General features: G+C 47.4%; 5 protein-coding genes. All 5 read left to right on the top strand.

The genetic code is table 11. The annotated features are described in order from the left end of the window. Positions 1-14 precede the first annotated feature (14 nt). The 5 genes from L4D19_RS00345 to L4D19_RS00325 are packed head-to-tail and all read left to right on the top strand — an operon-like array spanning position 15 to position 20,662. Positions 15-3,323 carry a non-ribosomal peptide synthetase gene (locus L4D19_RS00345; RefSeq protein WP_428450651.1) on the top strand — a complete coding sequence of 1,103 codons (3,309 nt, stop codon included), beginning with the start codon at positions 15-17 and terminating at the stop codon, positions 3,321-3,323. After that, complete coding sequence (locus L4D19_RS00340; protein WP_428450650.1) at positions 3,324-8,858, top strand: amino acid adenylation domain-containing protein; 5,535 nt, start codon at positions 3,324-3,326, stop codon at positions 8,856-8,858. Then, the gene (locus L4D19_RS00335; RefSeq protein WP_428450649.1) at positions 8,851-13,299 is read left to right on the top strand and encodes a type I polyketide synthase; all 4,449 of its coding nucleotides are present in this window, start codon (positions 8,851-8,853) and stop codon (positions 13,297-13,299) included. The genes L4D19_RS00340 and L4D19_RS00335 overlap by 8 nt, the downstream gene beginning before the upstream one ends. Next, complete coding sequence (locus L4D19_RS00330) at positions 13,296-17,303, top strand: amino acid adenylation domain-containing protein (RefSeq protein ID WP_428450648.1); 4,008 nt, start codon at positions 13,296-13,298, stop codon at positions 17,301-17,303. The genes L4D19_RS00335 and L4D19_RS00330 overlap by 4 nt, the downstream gene beginning before the upstream one ends. Next, complete coding sequence (locus L4D19_RS00325) at positions 17,300-20,662, top strand: non-ribosomal peptide synthetase (RefSeq protein ID WP_428450647.1); 3,363 nt, start codon at positions 17,300-17,302, stop codon at positions 20,660-20,662. The genes L4D19_RS00330 and L4D19_RS00325 overlap by 4 nt, the downstream gene beginning before the upstream one ends.

The following is a 20,662-nucleotide window of genomic DNA, read 5'->3' as shown; positions in this document are numbered from 1 at the left end:
CAATGGAACTGCATGTGTTAAAGCAGATGCTTGATGAACGTAGTATTAAATTGTCGCTAGAGGGGGAGCAACTGAAGTTTTCTGCCCCTAAAGGAGCCATGACCGAAGAAATTAAGCAAGCCATCCGATTGCATAAGCCGAGTTTGGTCATTGAGTTAAAGCAAGACAGTTTACCAGCGCTGCCAAGTATAAGTCGGCATGTTGGCGAAGCCTACCAGCCGTTTCCGATGACGCCTATTCAGCAGGCATATTATGTCGGTGAATGTGGTGGTTTAAAGCAAAGTACGCTTCCTTGCTTTTATCATGAGTACCGCTTGCATGATGTGGACTCGGATCGTCTCGAGTCAGCGATCCGTGCACTGATAAAGGATTTTCCGGTTTTACGCCTGAAATTTTTCGAAGATAACCGCCAACAAGTGATGCCGCTGAATGATGACTGGTGTTTAGATGTTAGGAACTTCAAGGCATTACCGCCTGCCGAGTGTGAAGAGCTGTGTTCAGAGCTAAAACGCCAGCATTTGAATGAATTACCACCACTGGATGGTGGTGAGCCGTTTCGTTTTACCTTAATCAGAAGACCAGACTCCGATCGGTTGCTGGTAACGATTCGGTTGAACATCATCGACGGCCCATCGTTAGCGATGCTGTTGCGTGGCTTGGTTGAACGGTACGGAAAAGTCGAGGTGGATCAGTCTGCCGGAACGTTAGAGTTTCGTGACTATGTTCTGGCAACCCAAGCGCTTCAATGTACACCGAATGCGACTGTCAGTGAGGAATATTGGGAACGAATGTTGCCGTTATTACCTCCTTCACCAGCATTGCCCCAAACGGGGAAATCTCGACAAAGAGCTGTTTTTAAACGTCATTCACGCCGCTGGGGTATGGAGCAATGGCAGGTTTTACGCCACGTTGCAAGTAAGTATGGAGTAACAGCAAATGCTGTACTGCTTGCTGTCTATGCCACCGCGCTCTCGCGGTGGAGTAGTGAGCCTTCTTTTACCTTGAATGTATTGGCTAACTTTCGGCCGTTTACTGATCCAGAGTTAAAGGCAATGGCAGGTAATTGTAGTAATACCGTGCCAATCGAGAGCCATCCAACCAGTACGTTTTTGGATCAAGTCAAGTGCTTGCAAGATTGCCTAACGGAGCGTTTGGGTCATGCAATCATACCTGGTGTTGAGTTGATGCGACGTATTCAGCAAAAAAGCGCCAGCGATGATCCGGTATTGCCTTTTGTATTCACAAGCGGATTGCAATCGGGTCAGTTGGATGAGGTGTTGCCGGATATGCATCGCTTTGAATTACTGGATAGCCACTTGCAGACGCCTCAAGTTTGGCTAGATCATCAGGTTATCGAAAACCATGAAGGATTAATCTGCTACTGGGATTGTGTAGAGGAAATTTTTGAACCCGGAACTATCGAAGCTTTAGTTGAAGAGTCATCACGCATTATTGATGCATTGATAGCTTCTGAGTCAGCGTGGCAAGACGCATATCCTGGCAGCTCAGAAAATCAGTCTCTCAAACCTTGGGTTGAAGGCCCTAAAGTGACTGCCGGAAAGTTGCTCTGTAGTGATTTCATAGCCCAAGCAAAGCGAACTCCAACACGTATCGCAGTACAGTTTGGCAATCAAAGCATTTCTTATGGTGACTTGTTGAGCAAAGCCCAGTCAGTTGCAACAGGCTTGGCTAAGCGGGGAGTGGCAGAGCACGACATTATTGCGGTTAATCTGCCGAAATCTATCGAACAAGTGATTGCGCTTTATGGTGTATTGCTCAGTAATGCTACCTATTTGCCGCTTTCTATTCACTGGCCTAAAGCACGTATCGACAGCATATTGAAACGCAGCGGTGCAAGCTTGCTGATTGCCCAAACGGAGCAGCATTCGTCGCAAACCATCTCGATTCAAACGCTACTGATGGAGAAAGCTCAACCACCAGTACTGGTGAACAATGGCAAGCGTTTGGCTTACGTTATCTATACATCAGGCTCAACCGGTGAACCCAAAGGGGTCATGATTAGCCATGGCGCAGCGCTTAACACCATCGAGGATATTAATCGTCGTTTCTCCATGAATGAAAGCGACAGAGTGCTAGGTGTGAGTGGAATCTATTTTGACCTGTCGGTGCAAGATATTTTTGGCACTCTGAGTGTTGGTGCAACGCTGGTTCTGCCGGGTGAAGAAGAACGGCCTGAGCCGTCGCTTCTCATCCAGTTATGCAAGGAGCATAACATCACGGTGTGGAATTCTGTTCCTGCAATTCTACACATGCTGACGATGGTTTCAGAGCCAGATCTGCCAGCGTTATCCTCTTTGAGGCTGATTATGCTCAGCGGAGATTGGATTCCATTGCCATTAGCTAAGCATTTAAAGAAAGCCTGTGCTCAAGCTGAGTTGATTTCACTGGGAGGCGCGACGGAAGCTTCGATTTGGTCAAACTGCTTCAAAGTCAATGATATCGATCCTGATTGGCGCTCTATTCCTTATGGCTACGGTTTGTCAAATCAACAGCTTTACGTCCTTGATATGCAGGGGCGCGAGTGCCTAACAGGGGCTATTGGCGAGATTCATATTGCTGGTGACGGCTTAGCTCAGGGGTATTTGAATGATCCCCTGCGTACCGCTGAACAGTTTGTCGATCATCCATCCGGACAAACGTTATATCGAACGGGAGATCTGGGGCGCTATTTTCCAGATGGCGCGATTGAGTTCCTAGGAAGAAAAGATAGCCAGGTGAAGATAAATGGGTTCCGTGTTGAATTAACAGAAATTGAAACTCAGCTTTTGCAAGTCAACGGAATAGATAGTGCCGCTGTCCTAATTCACCGCAATGAATTTGTTGGTGCGACTTTACTAGCCGCCTATACCGGTCATTCCTTTGCTGAGGCTCAACTTTCGGCGAAATTAGCGACTCAATTGCCGAGATATATGGTCCCGGTACGCTTCATACGGTGTGAACATTTGCCGCTAAGTCAAAATGGCAAGGTTGATCGTGAACAAGCATTAGCATTGGTCCGGGAAAGCATTGAGCAAGAGGCCAGAGAACAAAAACCATGTCAGGAGACGGAACGACATGAGGTGGCGATTAAGCTCATTGCCATATGGCAAGGTTTATTTGATGCGGTATCAGTGAATGAGCAATCGCATTTCTTCAAGTTAGGCGGTAATTCGCTTCTGGCGGTTCGACTTTCTAGCGGCATCGAAAAAGCTTTCGGCTATCGCTTATCTTTGCAACAGCTATTTAGCTCTCCTCACCTGTATGAGCAGTCAGAGCTAATACTCGCCCTGATATCTCGGGAATTGGAAAACGTGGAGCGATAAATGAATTTCCAACAACTGAAAGATACATTGATTAACGTGCTGGCAGATCAATTGCAGTTACCAGCAGATATTATTTCTCCCCAAATTCCATTTAGAGAATTGGGTATGAGCTCGGCGATGGGAGTGGTATTTATTGACAGAGTCGGAACCGAGTTATCCTTACCTCTGCCGAGTACTATTTTGTATGACTACCCGAACTTGCAAGCATTGCAAGCCTGCTTAATGGCTATGTTGGAAGAGCGAACGTATTCAGAAAGCACGTGTAAGAAAACACATATCCCCCGTGATGATAGCTCATCTGCTGATAGTACAGCCAAGGAGCAGGTTGCCATACTGGGGGCTGACTGCCATGTACCAGGAGCAAACGGCCTTGAAGCCTTTTGGAAAGTCGTCTGTGGGGCAGAAGTGAGTGTTGGAGAGATACCAGAAGAACACTGTTTCTATCAACTGGCGCAGCAAGCTGGGTTAAATACATCCAGGCCTATGTTTAAGGCTGGAACAGTTGGTTCCCATGCTCAATTTGATGCTGACTTTTTCGGAATTTCTGCGGCTGAAGCTCGTGCTATGGATCCACAACAACGCTGGTTGCTGGAGTCCTGTTGGCAGTCTATACAAAATGCGGGTATGGATCCGTTACAGCTAAAGAAAAGCAAAACAGGCGTCTTTATTGGGGCGAGCGCCCAAGATTTTCAACGTTTGTTACTGAGAGATAATAGTCCGAGCGATATTCATTCTGGAACAGGAACATCGCTATCAGTCATTGCGGGGCGGATCGCTTATCAATTTGATTTTATCGGACCTGCCTGGGCGGTTGATACTGCCTGTTCATCATCCCTTGTTGCTCTGCATCAGGCATGCCAAAGCTTGTCATCCGGTGAGTGTGATTATGCTTTAGTAGCTGGGGTTAATGTGATTCTTGACCCTCAGTATGCCCAGTCGTTAGAAAACGGCAATATGCTGAGCCCATCGGGTCGCTGCCATACATTTGCTGAACATGCTGATGGCTATGTTCGCTCTGAAGGATATGTCACTTTATTTTTGGGGCGATCTGGTGTGGCCTATCCAGTAACACCGATAGCAAATATATGTGCCACCACGGTGAATCAAGATGGTCACAGTAACGGTCTTACGGCTCCGAATGGGATGAGTCAGCGTTTGCTGGTTACAAGTGCACTAGAAAAAGCGGGACTTGATCACGAGCAGATTGTTGCTTTTGAATGTCATGGCACTGGGACGCCACTTGGTGACCCGATTGAAATTAATGCATTGGCAAACGTGTTTATTAACGAAAACAATGGCCATTCACCGTGTGCGTTAGGATCCGTGAAGGCATGTATTGGCCATCTCGAAGCGGCGGCAGGTTTGGCTGGTGCATTGAAGCTCGCGATGTCGTTGCACTTCAAGCAATGGCCAGCTCAACTGATGACTGGTGCTGTCAATCCCCACATAACATTAGAGTCGAGCCGCTTGACTATTCCGTTAGAGACACAGGCTTTATCTCATAAAAGCGTGATTTATGGTGGGGTCAACTCCTTTGGATTCAGTGGCACAAATGCGCACGCTATTTTGAGCTCGGTGCAGGAAAATGAGGAAGAACTGATTCAACCAGCCTGCCAGTGGTTGCTTTTAAGTGCACATAGTGAAGACGCGCTACGACACCAAATCGAGCAATGGCGTCAGGCACTACCGACTCTTGCCGGTACTTATAGTTTGTCATTGCTGCTTGCGTCAGCCCTCCAGCGTTGCGCATCTTTGCCTTGGCGCGCCGCAGTTTTCTGTCCCGATATAGCAACGGCACTGAAGACGTTGAAAGAGGTCGAGTGTCACAATACTTGCCACGGTGAACAAGTAGATAGCGCGGACTATCATATTAAAGCCTTCCTGAGTGGAGGGAATAAACCAACCGTAGACGGTCCACTACCGCGAGTATGGGGTTTACCTCAATATGCCTTTACACATAAAGAGTATTGGCCGGAATGTATAGGTAAGGCGTCAATAGCTGAATGCAAAGAACACCAGCGATATTCTACTTCTGAACGCGACTCTATTTGTGAGAGAACATGGTGGGATTCGCTAGCTGTGGCTGAGGAGCAAAAAGATCCATTTGCCTCCCTCATTTCTCTGGGAGGAACCTCTCTGCTGGCAAGCCGCATAGCGACAGAGCTGCAACGTTGTTTAGGTATCCGTATTAGTGTTACTGATGTATTGAAAGCGCAAACGCTCTCTGGACTGCAACAGTTTGTGACGAACAATACTACTGTTGCTGAACCCGTAACGGCTCAATCTCACAGTGTGGATGCGGAGTTAGCCACTCTTCATACCGCATTTCCGCTTACTGATATGCAGATGGCATATTGGGTGGGGCGTGGTGACGGGGTTGCCGGGCGAATGCCGATACAAGTCTTTTTTGAACTTGAAGCGAAAAAACTGGATGTAGAACGTTTACAAGCGGCATGGCGAACTGTCATGCATCGTCATCCTAGCCTGCATTCGGTCGTGACAACAGACGGTCAGCAGAAGGTGATTGCTTCGCCGGAACAGCCTCACTTTAAGCATGAGATGCTTGATATGTCTGGCGCAGAGTGTCGTCTGTATATCGAAGAGCGACGAGAAACGCTGTGGAATTCATCGAGAAGCCTTGAACAGTGGCCTCAACATTTTGTGTATGTTTACCAATGCACCGATCAATATGTCATTCATTTTTTGCTTGATGGTTGGTGTGTTGACGGGGCAAGTTACGAGATTTTGTTCAGAGAACTGCTTACCGTATATCAAAACCCTAATGCCAGTCTTCCGGTGTTGGGGCTGACTTTCTCTCATTATATCAATGCGCTGTCTGAACTTGATAAATCCGAAGAGATGTCCAGAGCGAAGCTCTATTGGGAAAGCCAGCTGCCGAAATTATACCCAGCTCCTGCGTTGCCTCTTGCGAAACGGGCCGAGGATGTTGGGAAGAGTGTAATGAAGCGTCGACGTAGTTTCATCACTGTTGAACAGTGGCAGCAGTTTCAGGATCAGGTAAGAGATCATCAGTTGACACCATCGAGTGCTTTAATGACGGCTTATGCACTGGTGTTATCCCGCTGGAGTCAACATCAAAATATCACTTTAAATGTACCAAGGTTTAACCGTCAGTCGCTGCACCCGCAGGTCAACGATATTATCGGTGAGTTTGCTTCATTTACGTTGCTTCCATGCGAGCGCAATAAACAAGATTGTTTTGCAGATTACGCCCAGCGTTTACAGCAAACACTTTGGGAACAGCTGGAGCATGGATTGGTGAGCGGTGTTCAGTTGTTGCGTGATTTAGGTAACAACGTATTGATGCCGTATGTGTTTACTACTATGCCTGATCATCAAGAGGAAACCTTGCATGATCATCTCGGTAAACTCGGGCGAGTCAATGAGATGCGGACACAGACGCCGCAAGTATGGATTGACTGTCAGTATTGGGTGTCGGCCAGGGGAGTGGAACTAACTTGGGATGTCCTGGAAGAGATGTTCCCACCGCTGTTAATTGATGAGATGTTTGCTGCCTTTATCGCTCTTGTTGAAAACTTGAGTGTGGGCAAGGGATGGATGGCTCCGGCAACCCTTCCGTTGCCGGAACGTCAAGAGCAGGCTTTGCTGGCGATAAATGCCACCGATGCGGAATTAGCTGTCACTTCCTTGTTTGAAATGTTCGAGCAACAGGCGCGTAATCATCCGCAATTAGACGCACTTATTACTTCAAATGAAGTCTGGAGCTATGCGCATTTACTTTCTGTTGCAGAGAAAATTGCCGCATTACTGCCTCGTGGTACAGAGAGCATCGCAATATGCATGCAAAAAACACCATTATGTGTGGCAAGTATCTTGGCGGTGCTACGCCAAGGTATGGCTTATGTGCCAATTGACCCCGAACAACCTGAATATCGTCGAACAGAAATACTGACAGACAGTGGTGCAGGTCTGTTGCTTGTCGATGAAGAAAGTTCTGCGCTTTGTTGGTCCTCGTCGATTCAGCAATTAGTTATCAGTGAGCTGATGCTGGCTGAGACAGCATTGTCGGCACCTGAAAAAGGGATAAATCAGCACGGGCTTGCTTATATTCTTTATACCTCAGGTTCAACAGGTAAACCCAAAGGTGTCGAAATAACGCATTTGGGAATTTGTAACCGTATTAGTGATTTAAAAGCGCGGTTCGAGTTTACCGAGCGAGATCGCACCATGAGTGTCTCGGCATTTCATCATGACATGTCGGTATTCGATGTGTTTATCACCCTATCTTCTGGTGCCGCACTGGTTATGCCAGCAGCGGAGCATAAGCGCGAGCCAAATATTTGGATTCAGATGATGAATCACTATCAAGTGACGGCTTGGAACTCTGTGCCTGCGTTTATGAGTATGCTTGTCAGTACTTGTGAACATGCCAACAAGCCACTGCCCCAGTCACTGAGATTGATTTCGATGGGAGGTGATTGGATAGACCCGTCATTGGTGCAGGCCTTAGTCGAAAAGCTTCCATCCTGTCGTTTGGTGAGTGTTGGCGGTCCAACGGAAGTCTCTTTGCTGGATATTATTCACGAGATATCCGTGGATGGTTTTAAGTTGGGTGAAGCGATTCCTTATGGTTCGCCTGCTCTAAACGCCCGACAGTATATTTTCAATGAATTCCTTGAAATTTGTCCCGAAGGTGTAGTCGGTGAAATAGGTCATGCGGGTATAGGCATAACGAAAGGATATCGCAATCAACCTGAGTTGACGGCACGGCGCGTGCTTACAGATGTGAATGCTGAGCTTCCGGGTCAAGAGAGTCGTCTGTTGCGCTCGGGGGATCTGGGCTATCGTCGCCACGATGGAGAGATACAGTTTGTCGGGCGAGAAGACTTCCAAGTTAAAGTCAATGGACAACGTATTGAATTAGGTGAGGTCGAAGCGCAATGCAAGCGGCTACATTGCGTTAATCAAGCTATCGCGTTGGTGCTGAATGCGGGAAATAGCCCACAAATTGGAGTAGCACTGACTAGCAATACCAATGAACATCATCTCCAGCTTGCTGATCTGCGTAGAGAGCTAAGTGATCGCCTACCCGAATATATGCTTCCCCGTCGAGTTGTCGTATTGAGTCAGTTACCCGTTACCCCGAACGGCAAGGTGGATCGGCAGGCGATAGAAAAGCGACTAGCCGATGTGAAGGCCGAGCCATCAGCCGTTGAGGGGACGTTGAACAAGCTCGAAAATATGATTGCTAACGAATGGAAAGCGTTATTACAAATTGAATGCGTGACATCTAACGACAACTTTTTCTTGTTGGGAGGTGACTCTTTAAAAGCCGTGGCACTTAACTCCCGTTTAACGACTTTGACCGGTGTAGAAAAATCGGTTTCCCACATATTTGCCAACCCAGTATTAAAGCAACTTGCCAACAGTTATGACAGTCAGGCTAAACAAGACAGTAGTACCTTGTCAGCGATAGCAAGGGGACAGCGTCGCCGCAGACGTCAAAACAAAATCGAACAGAATTCAATGTCTGAGGTAAAGATACATGAATAATAGTGATGCAATTGCCGTTATTGGATTTGCAGCCCGCGTTCCGGGCGCAGAAACAGCAGAAGAGTTTTGGCATAACGTCAAAAACGGAAAATGCGCTATAGAAACCGTTACAGAGGAGATATCGAGTTCCTCTCCTCATTACGTGGATAAAACATTTCCATTAAAAGAAGCTACCTGCTTTGATGCCGCGCACTTTGGTATATCGCCTGCTGAGGCGAAGATGATGGATCCTCAGCAACGCGTATTTCTTGAAACAAGCTGGCATGCTTTGGAGCATGCAGGGTATGGTCAATCTGATGACGCATTGAATACGGGGGTCTTTGCCTGTGCCGGGTTCAATGATTATGTGACTAAGCACGTCAAACCGCACAGTTATCATCAAGGTGGGGCTGAATACTTCCGCATGCTAGTTAATAGCGATAAGGATTTTATCGCGACTAAAACAGCGTATTACCTGAACTTGAAAGGCCCGGCCGTTTGTGTTCAGAGTGCCTGTTCTAGTGGTTTGCTTGCTGTACATTTGGCTGTTCAATCATTGTTGCAAGGCGAAAGTGATATGGCTTTGGCTGGTGGGGCTGCGGTGTGTTTAGACCTTGAATCAGGTTACGCCGCTGAACCGGGAGGCCCGATGTCACCGACAGGGAGAGTCGCCCCGTTTGATGTGACTGCCGACGGTATTATTGGCGGTAATGGTACTGCGGCAGTGATATTGAAGCGTCTTGATGATGCGATTGAAAGTGGAGACACCATACATGCTGTGATTCATGCCACTGCCGCTAATAATGATGGTTTTGATAAGGCTGGTTTGGCTGCCCCAAGTGTAAAAGGACAAAATTCCGTACTTGCCGAGGCGTTAGCTCTAAGTGGTCTGAGTGCCGATGATATTCGGTATATAGAAACCCATGGTACAGGAACCCATTTGGGTGACCCGATTGAGTTTGAAAGTATTCGACATATTTATGGTGAAGCTTCTCAAGCCTGTTATTTGGGGAGCTCTAAAGCCAATATCGGTCATCTCAATACGGTCTCAGGTGTTATTGGGCTGATCAAGGCTATTTTTACAGTCAGAGAGCGCCAGATCGCTCCGCTCTGTCATTTCAGCCAGCCTAATCCCGAGCTGCCGCTGGAAGGGAGTCGTTTTCACTTTAATCAGCACTGTATTCCTTGGGCAGAGGATCAGAAAGTCCCATTTGCTGCGGTTAGCTCGTTTGGCATTGGAGGGACGAATGTTCATGCAATTATCAGTGGTCCTCCTGTATTGCGAACTCAAGAACCAGCCAAGCATGAACGGCCGCATGTATTGTGTTGGTCGGCGAATACAGAGCAGCAGGCTAACTTGCAGCGTCGGTCTTTGGCACAGTGTCTTCGACAGTCCCCCGATAGTTTGGCGGATGCAGAATATACTTTGTGGGCGGGACGAACGCACTTAGCTCAACGGCAAGCCTCGGTGTTGAACTCGCAACAAGATGCCGCCCAGTGGTTAACTGGTGAGAGTGTACTTCGTTCTGTACGAACAGAGAAACACCAAAGGAGAGATGCGGTATTTCTCTTCCCGGGCCAAGGAAGCCAGTTTGCAGGCATGGGAAACAGCTTATATCTGCATGAGAGCTCCTTCCGCAACCGTATTGATACTGCCGCACTCTACTTGCAACCCTTGTTGGGGTATGACATTCGTACAGTGATGTTTGGCAATGATGAAGAGGCGCTTCGAGCTACCCTCAACACGCAACTATGCTTGTTTATTGTTGAGTATGGAGTTGCGGAATTACTGATTGAAAAGGGTGTTCAGCCCGTTGCCATGTTGGGACATAGTATTGGCGAGTATGTTGCCGCCTCAATTGCAGGCGTAATGTCGTTTGAGGAGGCATTGCAGTTAGTCTATGAGCGAGGCTCACTAGTAAGCGCCCTTCCTGGAGCCGCTATGCTGTCGGTATCATGTTCGCCACAGAAACTCTCCTCGCTGCTAAGTTCCAAGCTCTCTGTAGCGGTTATTAATCGTTCAGACCGTTGCGTGATATCAGGCCAGCCTGCAGACATTGAGGCGTTAGCCGCTCAGCTTTCAGCTCTCCAAATTGACAGTGTGCGTCTTAATGTTTCTCACGGATTCCACTCTCATTTGCTGGATCCTGTATTGGAGTCATTTAGCCAGTGTTGTGAGAAAATCCAATTTAAAGCTCCTTGCATTCCGGTGTTCAGTAATGTGACGGGCAAACTACACGATCCGGATCTTGCTCTTTCGGCGGAATACTGGGTAAGACACCTTAGAGAAACAGTACGCTTTAGTGACAATATTCAGTCAATGGCGACTCAATATCCAGAAGCTCAGGCTATTGAAGTAGGGCCTGGGTGCGTGTTGTCTCGTCTGGTTCGTTCTCAGTGCAAGGAACAAAATATTGAGACAGCACAGACGCTTAGCTCTTATCTACAACAAGATGAAGACTGGCTAACCTGTTTGGCTCGTCTATGGGTCGAAGGGTGGGATATTTCGCCTACGCTGGTTGAGTCCGGACAGCGTATTCCGCTGCCGCTCTATCCGTTCGTTCGACAAGAACACATGCTTCCCCAAGCGGCTACTCTGACAACAAGTGATGAGGTTGCCTCAGGTCAGGAAATCTTGCCAGAATCTGAGTGGGTACAGACGGCGAATTGGTCACCGGTTCCGCTTTGGCGTGTACCGGCAGAGACAACGTCTGATGTACTAAAAAATACACTTTATTTCTTGCCTAGCCACGAGAGCGTGGCTGAGGGGATTTGTGTACATCCAGCTGAAGACTTTGAAAGGGTTGAGCTAGATTTTCATATTAACCCGTCCCAGCCGGAACACTTTAGCACTTTGTTCGAAGAGCTTGGGCAGCGCCTCGATGATTGTCGTAATATTGTTTTTGCTTGGCCAATGCAGGAGGCAGCTCAGCAATTTGAGCAAGGCAAAAAACTAGGCTATGACGCATTAGTATATCTTTCTCGTGAGTTAATAAAGCGTGAATGGCAAGGACACCTTACGGTGGTCATTCCTGCGTTGCACACAGTGATCGGTAGTGAGCCTGTGAATCCGATAGGGGCGTTGGCGATTGGAATCGCGAGAAACTTATCGCTTGAGTATCCATCAATTACCGTGAACACGATTGAGTTTGAGAAATCGCTTAACTGGCACACTATTGCGAAATTAGTGCCTAGCGAGGCCGTTAAGACATTGGATCTCCCCTATGTTGCAGAGCGGTTCGGGCGCTTATGGCATAAAGAGTGGATTTCGGTGCCGTTTGATAAAAAAGCAGAGGCATCGCAACAACTTGCCGATACATCAGCACAGAAAAAGAAGGTCGTGCTATTGCTCGGGGGAACGGGTGGAATTGGGCTGCAACTTGGCCATCGTTTTGCCGGTACAACCGAGCACTTAATCTTGACTGGTTTTTCATCTTACACGGAACTCGAGAAGCGTCCTGCGTTTGTTTCTCTTAAAGCACGACTGGAACAATCTCAAACGGCGTTGAGCTACTACCAGGGAGACCTCGGTGATGTGGATACCCTTGAAAAGTTGTTCGCCTCAATTGAAACAGAACACGGTTCGGTAGACAGCGCTTGGTTGTTGACTGGCCGTTATATCAACCAAGATTTGGGCCAGCTTGATCCGCTAAATACAGACAGTAATGTCCATTGCAAGGCTCGTGCGGCATGGTATGTCAAAGAGCGGCTCTGTCGATTGTCTTGCCGGAACCTTGTTTTATTTTCGTCTATCACCTCAGAAATATCAGGTGTTGGCTGCGCTGATTATGGTGCCGCAAACATGTTCTTGAACGCTCTGGCGGAAGGTCAGAGTGAGTCACCTCTGATTCAAACAATTGCATGGGATGCATGGCTTCCAGCCGGTGCGTTGGGAGAAAGTCTTGAATCTTCAGAAGGGTTGTTCCAAGAAAGCTTGCTAGGTGCAATCGGCATTGAGCAAGGTGCTGCGATAATGGATGACCTCATGAGATTAGAGCTACCTTATTCGATGGTATCTTGCCTCGGTTTGGAAAAGCGCCAAGCCATTATTAGCCAAGTACTGACTGAAGAGAGAGCGGATGTACAGGCTTTAGTGCTGGAAGAGAACAGTGGCGCACAGTCAGATCTTGAACGCTGTTTATGCCTGTTTTTCGCAGAAAGCCTCGGCTTAACAAGTGTCAATGTGATGGATGACTTCTTGCAGGCGGGGGGAGATTCATTGGCTGCTGTGCGCATGTTATCCAAAGTGAGAAGTATTTATAAGACTGAGATGGGGTTAGCGGATTTTATCCGTCACCGAACGCCTCGACAGTTGGCCGTTCAACTCGCGGATACTGCGCAGGCTGAGCGGATATCATCACTATATTTAAAGTTAAATCAAATGAATAGCGAAGAAAGGCTTGGGCTTTCCCAGTCTATCGAGCAGAAAAAGAGTCAGTCACGAGAGGTAGCTTCGGTATGAGTATTATGAATGACAATGTCAGTGATGAAGAATTGCTGCAACAGCTATTAGCAGTGTCGGAACCGAAGCCGATGGCAGCCAGTACGGAACAAGAAAAGTTTGATCCTTTCCCTCTCACTGAAATACAGAAGGGTTACCTGTTAGGTCGCAGTACAGCTCTTCCGCTCGGCGGGTTACCGTGTCAATTTTATTATGAGCTGGATTGTGTTGACCTCGATCCAGTTGCTTACCATGCTGCGTGGCTGCAGCTGATTGATAGGCATGAAATGTTGCGCTGCGTCATCCTCAATCATGAGGAACAAAAAATATTACCTTCTGTTCCTGATTTGGCATATACCGTTCATGACTTGGTTGCTTGTTCAGATTATGAATCTAGCTTAGATGATATTCGTCAACGTATCGCAACAGACATTCGTCCTCATGAGCAATGGCCATTATTTGGTTTGGAGTTCACCCGCTTGCCCGACTCGCGTTGGCGAATCCACTTTGGCCTTGATCTGCTTATTATGGATCAACAAAGTTTTTTGACCTTGTTGGATGAAGCCGCAGTGCTTTATCACTCGCCGCAAGAGCACTTGCCACCGATAGAATTCTCTTTTCGTGACTACGTACTACAGGAGTCACGAGAGGAAGTCGACCCACGTGATGTGGCGTACTGGAAAAATAAAATTGCACAACTTCCTGCAGCACCCGCGTTGCCATTGAATTTAGCGCCGGAGGATATGGGTGTTCCGACATTTGATCGTTTAATCAGAACGGTCAATTCGGATACTTGGCAGCAAGTCAAAGATATCTGTATTGAGGCCGGGCTAACACCGTCGGCATTGTTGCTAACCCTGTTTGGAGAGATACTTTCACAGTGGAGTGAGAATGCTCACTTTTGTCTCAATATGACGATGTTCAACCGTAAGCCTTTCCATCCTGATGTGGACCGCTTGGTAGGGGATTTTACCAATACCCTGATTTTTGAGATGGACATGAGGCCTGCTGAGACGAAATTGGCGCGGGCTCAACGACTGCAACAGCAGCTGTGGCATGACATAGAGCATCAAGACTATAGCGGAATGAGTGTTATGTCCGATATGGCTTCTGAGGCAAGCCAGCTTGGGGGTATTTTGATGCCCGTTGTGTTTACAAGCACATTGACTCAAAACGATGCGCGTTTGCTGAAAAATCAGCATTTACAACCCGGTCATCCTGTGCACGCCCGAGGTCAGACTGCCCAAGTATTATTAGACAACCAGATTACTGAAATGTCTGGCGAGCTGCTAGTTCAGTGGGACGTGGTAGAAGGTGTATTCCCGAATCAAATGATTGAAGCCATGATGGATGTCTTTATCGCATCTATTCATGGTGTTGCGGCAGAAAAAAGTTCATTGGGTAGGTTGTGTTATCAGGCGACTAAACCTGTTTCATCTGATTTGGCGGTTCAAGCTCATTGTGATCAGCCTAATGTTTTGCTACAGACACTGTGGCTTCAAAATTGGTCAGCGCATGCTAATGAAGCGGCGATCATCCAGGGTGGTCAAACTACCACACACGGGCAGCTAGCGAGAACAGTAGCGGCATTGGTTGAGCAGCTTAACCAGGTAGAACTGAGTCCTGGAGAGCCTGTTCCTGTTCTGATGCCTAAAGGCCCGGCACAAGTGGCAGCATGCTTGGCTATTCTTATTGCCGGTGGGGCTTACGTTCCCATTTCAACTCAACAGCCTCAAGAGCGGAAACATAAAATACTGTCTGATTTAAAGGCGCGAGTCGTGATTGGAGGTCAGCTTCATCTTGGCCTGCCTTCGGATATTTCGGTGATTTGTGCTGATATGACACTGTCCGGTGATCTGGCAAGCTTGAGAAGCTCATTAAGTCTAACCGCTGATGAACTGGCTTATATCATTTACACGTCTGGCTCGACGGGTATGCCTAAGGGGGTGATGATCTCTCATCAGGCAGCCATGAATACTGTGCTGGATATTAATTCGCGTTTTAATATCACAGATAAAGATTGTGCATTGTCTATTTCAGCCCTGCACTTTGATTTATCGGTATACGACATCTTTGGTGTACTCGGTCAGGGTGGCACTATAGTACTACCTAGCGAAGAACTCGCATTGGATCCATCTCATTGGGCATCGTTGTGCATCCAGCATAAGGTCACAGTATGGAACTCCGTGCCGAGTCTGTTTGCCTTGCTGGTGGATTATGTATCCTTACATCCTAAGCAGGCTCCAGCAATTCCGTTACATACTGTGATGATGAGTGGGGATTGGATTCCGTTGGATCTGCCGGAGACGGCTTGGAAGCTTTGGCCTGAACTCAACCAATACAGCTTGGGTGGTGCAACGGAAGCCTCGATTTGGTCAATCTATTACGCTATCAAACAGGTAGAGCCAGGATGGACTAGTGTTCCTTATGGTTATGCGCTTGGTGGTCAACAAGTTTATGTTCTTGATCATCAGTTAAATATTGCACCACCTCGGAAAAAGGGTGGGATCTATATTGCCGGGAAAGGGCTTGCTTCCGGTTATTTTGCGGATGAAGAAAAAACGAGCCAGAGCTTTTTCCCACACCCAGATACTGGGGTTCTTCTATACAAAACAGGAGATTATGGGCGTTACTATGATGACGGATCGATTGAGTTTCTAGGGCGGGAAGACAACCAGGTGAAAGTTAATGGATTCCGGGTTGAAACAGGTGAGATCGCGGCGACAATAAACAAGCACTCACAGGTTAAAGATGCCATGGTCGTTGCTATTGGTGAACGTCATCAAATGCAGCTTGTTGCGTTCGTAATTGGCCATGAGAGACTCGAAGCCGAATTGATTGAACAGTGCCAAGCTGCGTTGCCATCATACATGGTGCCTGCTGCATGGTATTTCTTAGCACATTGGCCTTTGACTGCAAACGCAAAGCTTGATCGCTCTGCATTACAGAGTATGCATTCGTCAGCTGAGCACGCAGCCAAACCGAGTTATACCACTTCGTCAGTTACGGATATGACTCCGCAAGTCTTGAGTTTGTTATCGGATGTATTAAAGCAGCCGTCGATACAGACTCGCGACTCATTACTTGATCTTGGTGCGACATCGGTGGATTTGATAGCAATTGCCACACATATAGAAGCGACATTTGGTTTTAGACCTAAGCTTCCAGATTTAGCTCGTAGCCCGACCGTGCAAGCTATCATAGCGTTAATTGCTCAGCATTGTACGCCTGTTGAAAATGACGCGGTACCGAATGAGATGCAATGGTTCGCAGATCAAGCTATTGCTAATAGCTATTTTGCAACCCACCAATCTTTGAAAGATCAAAATGCACGTTTATTGTTTAAACAGTCACGCATGGTAATTCGTGATGATCTAAAGCAGCAAATATCACTGCCCCAGTCTGACCAACCTGATTTGACGTGGTTCCGAGAGAGTGGCCGAACTTTCGAGGCTAGTCCACTTACTGAAGCACAGTTGGGGCGATGGCTAGAGCCAATATGTAGTTACTTTTCAAACGACCAGAGAAAGTTTAATTATGCATCCGCCGGCGGCCTGCAAGCGGTGCAAACTTATCTGTTGATAAATCCAAAATTCGAAACGGAACAGATGACCGGGGCTTTTTACTATCAGCCTGATGCACACCAATTGCAACGTGTTGCTAATGAGCTACCAGATAAGCTCTTTAGTCGATTTTCCATTGGTAATGGCACTTGGGTGGGTGATGCCCCTTTCATGGCGGTATTTGTTCTTGAAATGTCGGCTATTGCTCCTTTGTATGAACAGGCCAGTTTGCCATTTGGTTTGATTGAAACCGGTGCTATTTGCCAATTACTCGAAATGTCGGCTCACCAGAATGGGCTTTCTGTTTGCCAAATCGGTGATGCTCGCCCAGAGCTTCTTAGAGAGGCGCTGTCGTTATCTTCATCCCAGTTATTTTTATCCTGCATGGTCGGTGGTGTTGCGGGTCCAACGTCCCAGCCACAACTGTCTTTCACCCAGTCGTTTGAGGAGGGAGCGCTATGATGATGACCAACTTGTTAAATACGCTTGCCGAGCGTCATATTGAAATTTGGCAAGAAGCTGGACAGCTTAAGTTCAGGGCCCCGAAAGGAGCAATGGATGAGGCGTTAAAACAAGCGTTACGTCAGAATAAACCCGCGCTGATTGAGCAACTTCAAGCCAGTGAAAAGAAAGATGCAATAAAAGGGGTTGTACATAACCATTCGGAGAGGTTCCTGCCATTTGAGATAACGCCGATTCAGCAGGCCTATTTGGTAGGACGTTCTGAAGTATTAAATTTAGGGGGTGTAGCCGCTCATTCCTACGTCGAGCTCGAACATCCAACAGCCACCCTTGAGGCAACTGAATTGGCACTCAACGAGGTAGTTCTGCGCCATGATATGTTGCGCACCGTTATTTCTAACGACGGTTATCAGAAAGTATTGCAGGAAGTACCTTTCTACACTATTTCTTGTCGTGATCTTCGCGGGGCATCAAACGAAGAAGTGGATAAGGCTCTGCAAGATATTCGTTCGGAGATGGAGTCGCAAATTCGGCCGGCGGATCAATGGCCATTGTTTGATATTAAAGCGACGCTGCATAAACATGGCTTGCGTCTTCACACGAGCATTGATTTGATGACGCTTGATGCGTGGAGTTGTCAGTTACTGTTCCGTGAATGGTTTAGTCTGATAGACAAGCATACGCTGCCAGCGGCTCCTGAAGTGACTTTCCGAGACTATTTGCAGTATGTGCACGGGGACGAGTTTTTGTCGCGGCGATCAGAAGCGAAAATATACTGGGACAGCGTACTCGAAACGTTACCATCTGCCCCCAAGCTCCCTGTTGCAGCCCATGATCAAAACAAGGCAGGGTTCCATCGTTTAAGAGGTGAGGTGGACGCTGATTATTGGCAGGCCTTTAAGCAGCGTTGCCGAAAGTACAATGTCACACCATCGACGGCTTTAATGACGCTGTTTGCTGTTACCCTGTCACGCTGGAGCGCCAACGAGGCACTTACGCTCAACGTTACTTTATTCAATCGTCATCCAGTTCATGAGCAGGTACAGCAAATTCTCGGTGAGTTTACCAATAATACACTTATCGACTTTGATGATATGAGGTTGCCATTTATCGAGCAGGTTCGACTGGTACAGGACAAATTGCTTGAGAGAATAGAATATAGTTTGGTTGACGGTGTTGATTTGCTTCGTCAATTAGCTCGCATGAATCAGAATTATTCTGGGGCACTCATGCCAGTTGTGTTTACCAGTCTATTGATGGGAGAAGAAAGTACAAACTTTGAATCTTTAGGCTGGCAAGAAGTGTACGGGTTAAGTCAGACACCCCAAGTAACCTTTGATCACCAGCTTCGAGAAGAAAATGGAAAACTGCTGTTTAACTGGGATATCTCTAGGCAAGCCCTTAATGTAACCGCGACTGAGGTGATGCTGGAACAATACCTTCGGTGCCTGAAAAAATTGGCATGGGAGGACGCAGTTTGGTCTGAGCCACCAGTACGAACATTACCTGCTGACCAGAAGACATTACGCCGGAAAATTCATTGCTTCGATGAGCATTGTTCTACTGAGGCGCATACTCTGCAGCAGCCGGTTATCGATAATATGCTTCGTTTTAAGAATCGTGTTGCGGTTATTGACGGGAACGGTGATCACCTGACTTATGAAGAGCTATCCAAGTGGTGTTGCGTATTGGCCAAACAAATGCAGCAGAAAGGGGTCGCTTTAGGTGACCGTGTGTTAGTCATGCTACCGAAAGGGGCAGGGCAAGTTGCAGCAGTTGTCGCGTGTCATATGATTGGTGCGGTTTATGTACCGGTGTCTGTCGATACTCCGCCAGAGCGTTATAAAAATATTATCGGACAAGCGAAGCCCGTGCTGGCCTTGCACTGCGACACGGGTTCCATCGCGAATACCTGTGAGCTTGCCACTATGACTATCGGGCCGTTTCGGGAGCAGGAGAGCGAGATTGAAGCGGGTGCGGTGACATATGATGGATTGCATTCGGCATATATTATTTTCACATCAGGCTCGACGGGGGTACCCAAAGGGGTTGAAATGGAACATGGCGCAGTGCGAAATACGCTTGATGATATGGCGGAACGCTTTGGCGCAACTCCCGAAGATCGCACATTTGCCCTCTCCGCACTGAATTTCGATTTATCTGTCTATGATATTTTTATGCCACTGTTGTCCGGGGGAAGTGTTCTCTTTCCTGAAGAGGGCAGTGAGAGAAATCCAGAACATTGGTACCAAAAGTTGCATCAAAGTCAGGTAACGATATGGAATTCTGTGCCTGCTTTGTTAGAGATGCTCGTAACATGGTGCGAAAACCAAAGCCTGCAACTCCCCGCCTCATTGCGGTTGGTCCTACTGAGTGGTGATTGGGCACCACTTAGTCTCCCGCAACGTATTAAAGCAATTGCTCCCAATGCTCGTGTCGTTGTTTTAGGCGGTGCCACAGAGGCTGCTATTTGGTCCAACTGGCAATCGGCGGATCATGTTCCAAGTCACTGGGCTTCAATACCATATGGTCAGCCATTATCACATCAATATTATCGCGTATTGGATAAATATATGAGTGACAGACCTGACTGGGTTGAGGGGGATCTTTATATCGGCGGGGCTGGACTGGCAAAAAGTTATTGGGGTGATGAGGAAAAAACTGCTGCCGCATTCGTTATGCTTGGGCAAGAACGTCTATATAAAACGGGAGACAGAGCTCGGTTTTGGCAAGATGGAACGTTAGAGTTTCTTGGGCGTAATGATCATCAAGTCAAAATCAGCGGGCACAGGATCGAGCTGGGTGAAATAGAGCAGGTGTTGCAGTCACATTTAGCGGTTGAGCGTGCGGTAGTAGAAGTACAAAAGAACGCAGGCCAGAGTGTACTGATTAGTTATGTTGTTGCTCGGAGTTCCTCTGCGCTTGATACCAAAATTCTAAAAGAATATGTCGCTCAATTTCTGCCTTATTACATGGTTCCGCATAACTTCGTTGTTTTGCCTGCCTTACCTTTGAGCGTGAATGGAAAAGTTGATCGCAGAGCATTACCTGCTGTTGAGTTTAAGCAAGTACATCCCCACTGTGATTCTTCTCCGACGCAACGGGTATTGAAAGATATTCTTTGCGAAACGATGAAGCTTGCCGATTTACACCCTGAGGATAATTTTTTTGAAGCTGGAGCTACTTCGGTCACTCTGGTAGCTGCCCATGGCAAATTACAAAAGGCACTGCAACGAGAATTTCCTGTCACATGGTTATTTACCTATTCATGCCTTAGAGCATTAGACGAAGAACTGAATAACAAAAAAGCGCCAGCTGCTCGTCAACGTCGAGCGAAGGGGCAGAGTTTTACTTTCTAG

This window comes from Photobacterium kasasachensis, from assembly GCF_050336885.1.
Taxonomy (GTDB): Bacteria; Pseudomonadota; Gammaproteobacteria; order Enterobacterales; family Vibrionaceae; genus Photobacterium; species Photobacterium kasasachensis.
Note: the sequence above shows the minus strand (reverse complement) of the source record. Positions and strands in the feature narration are given on the sequence as shown.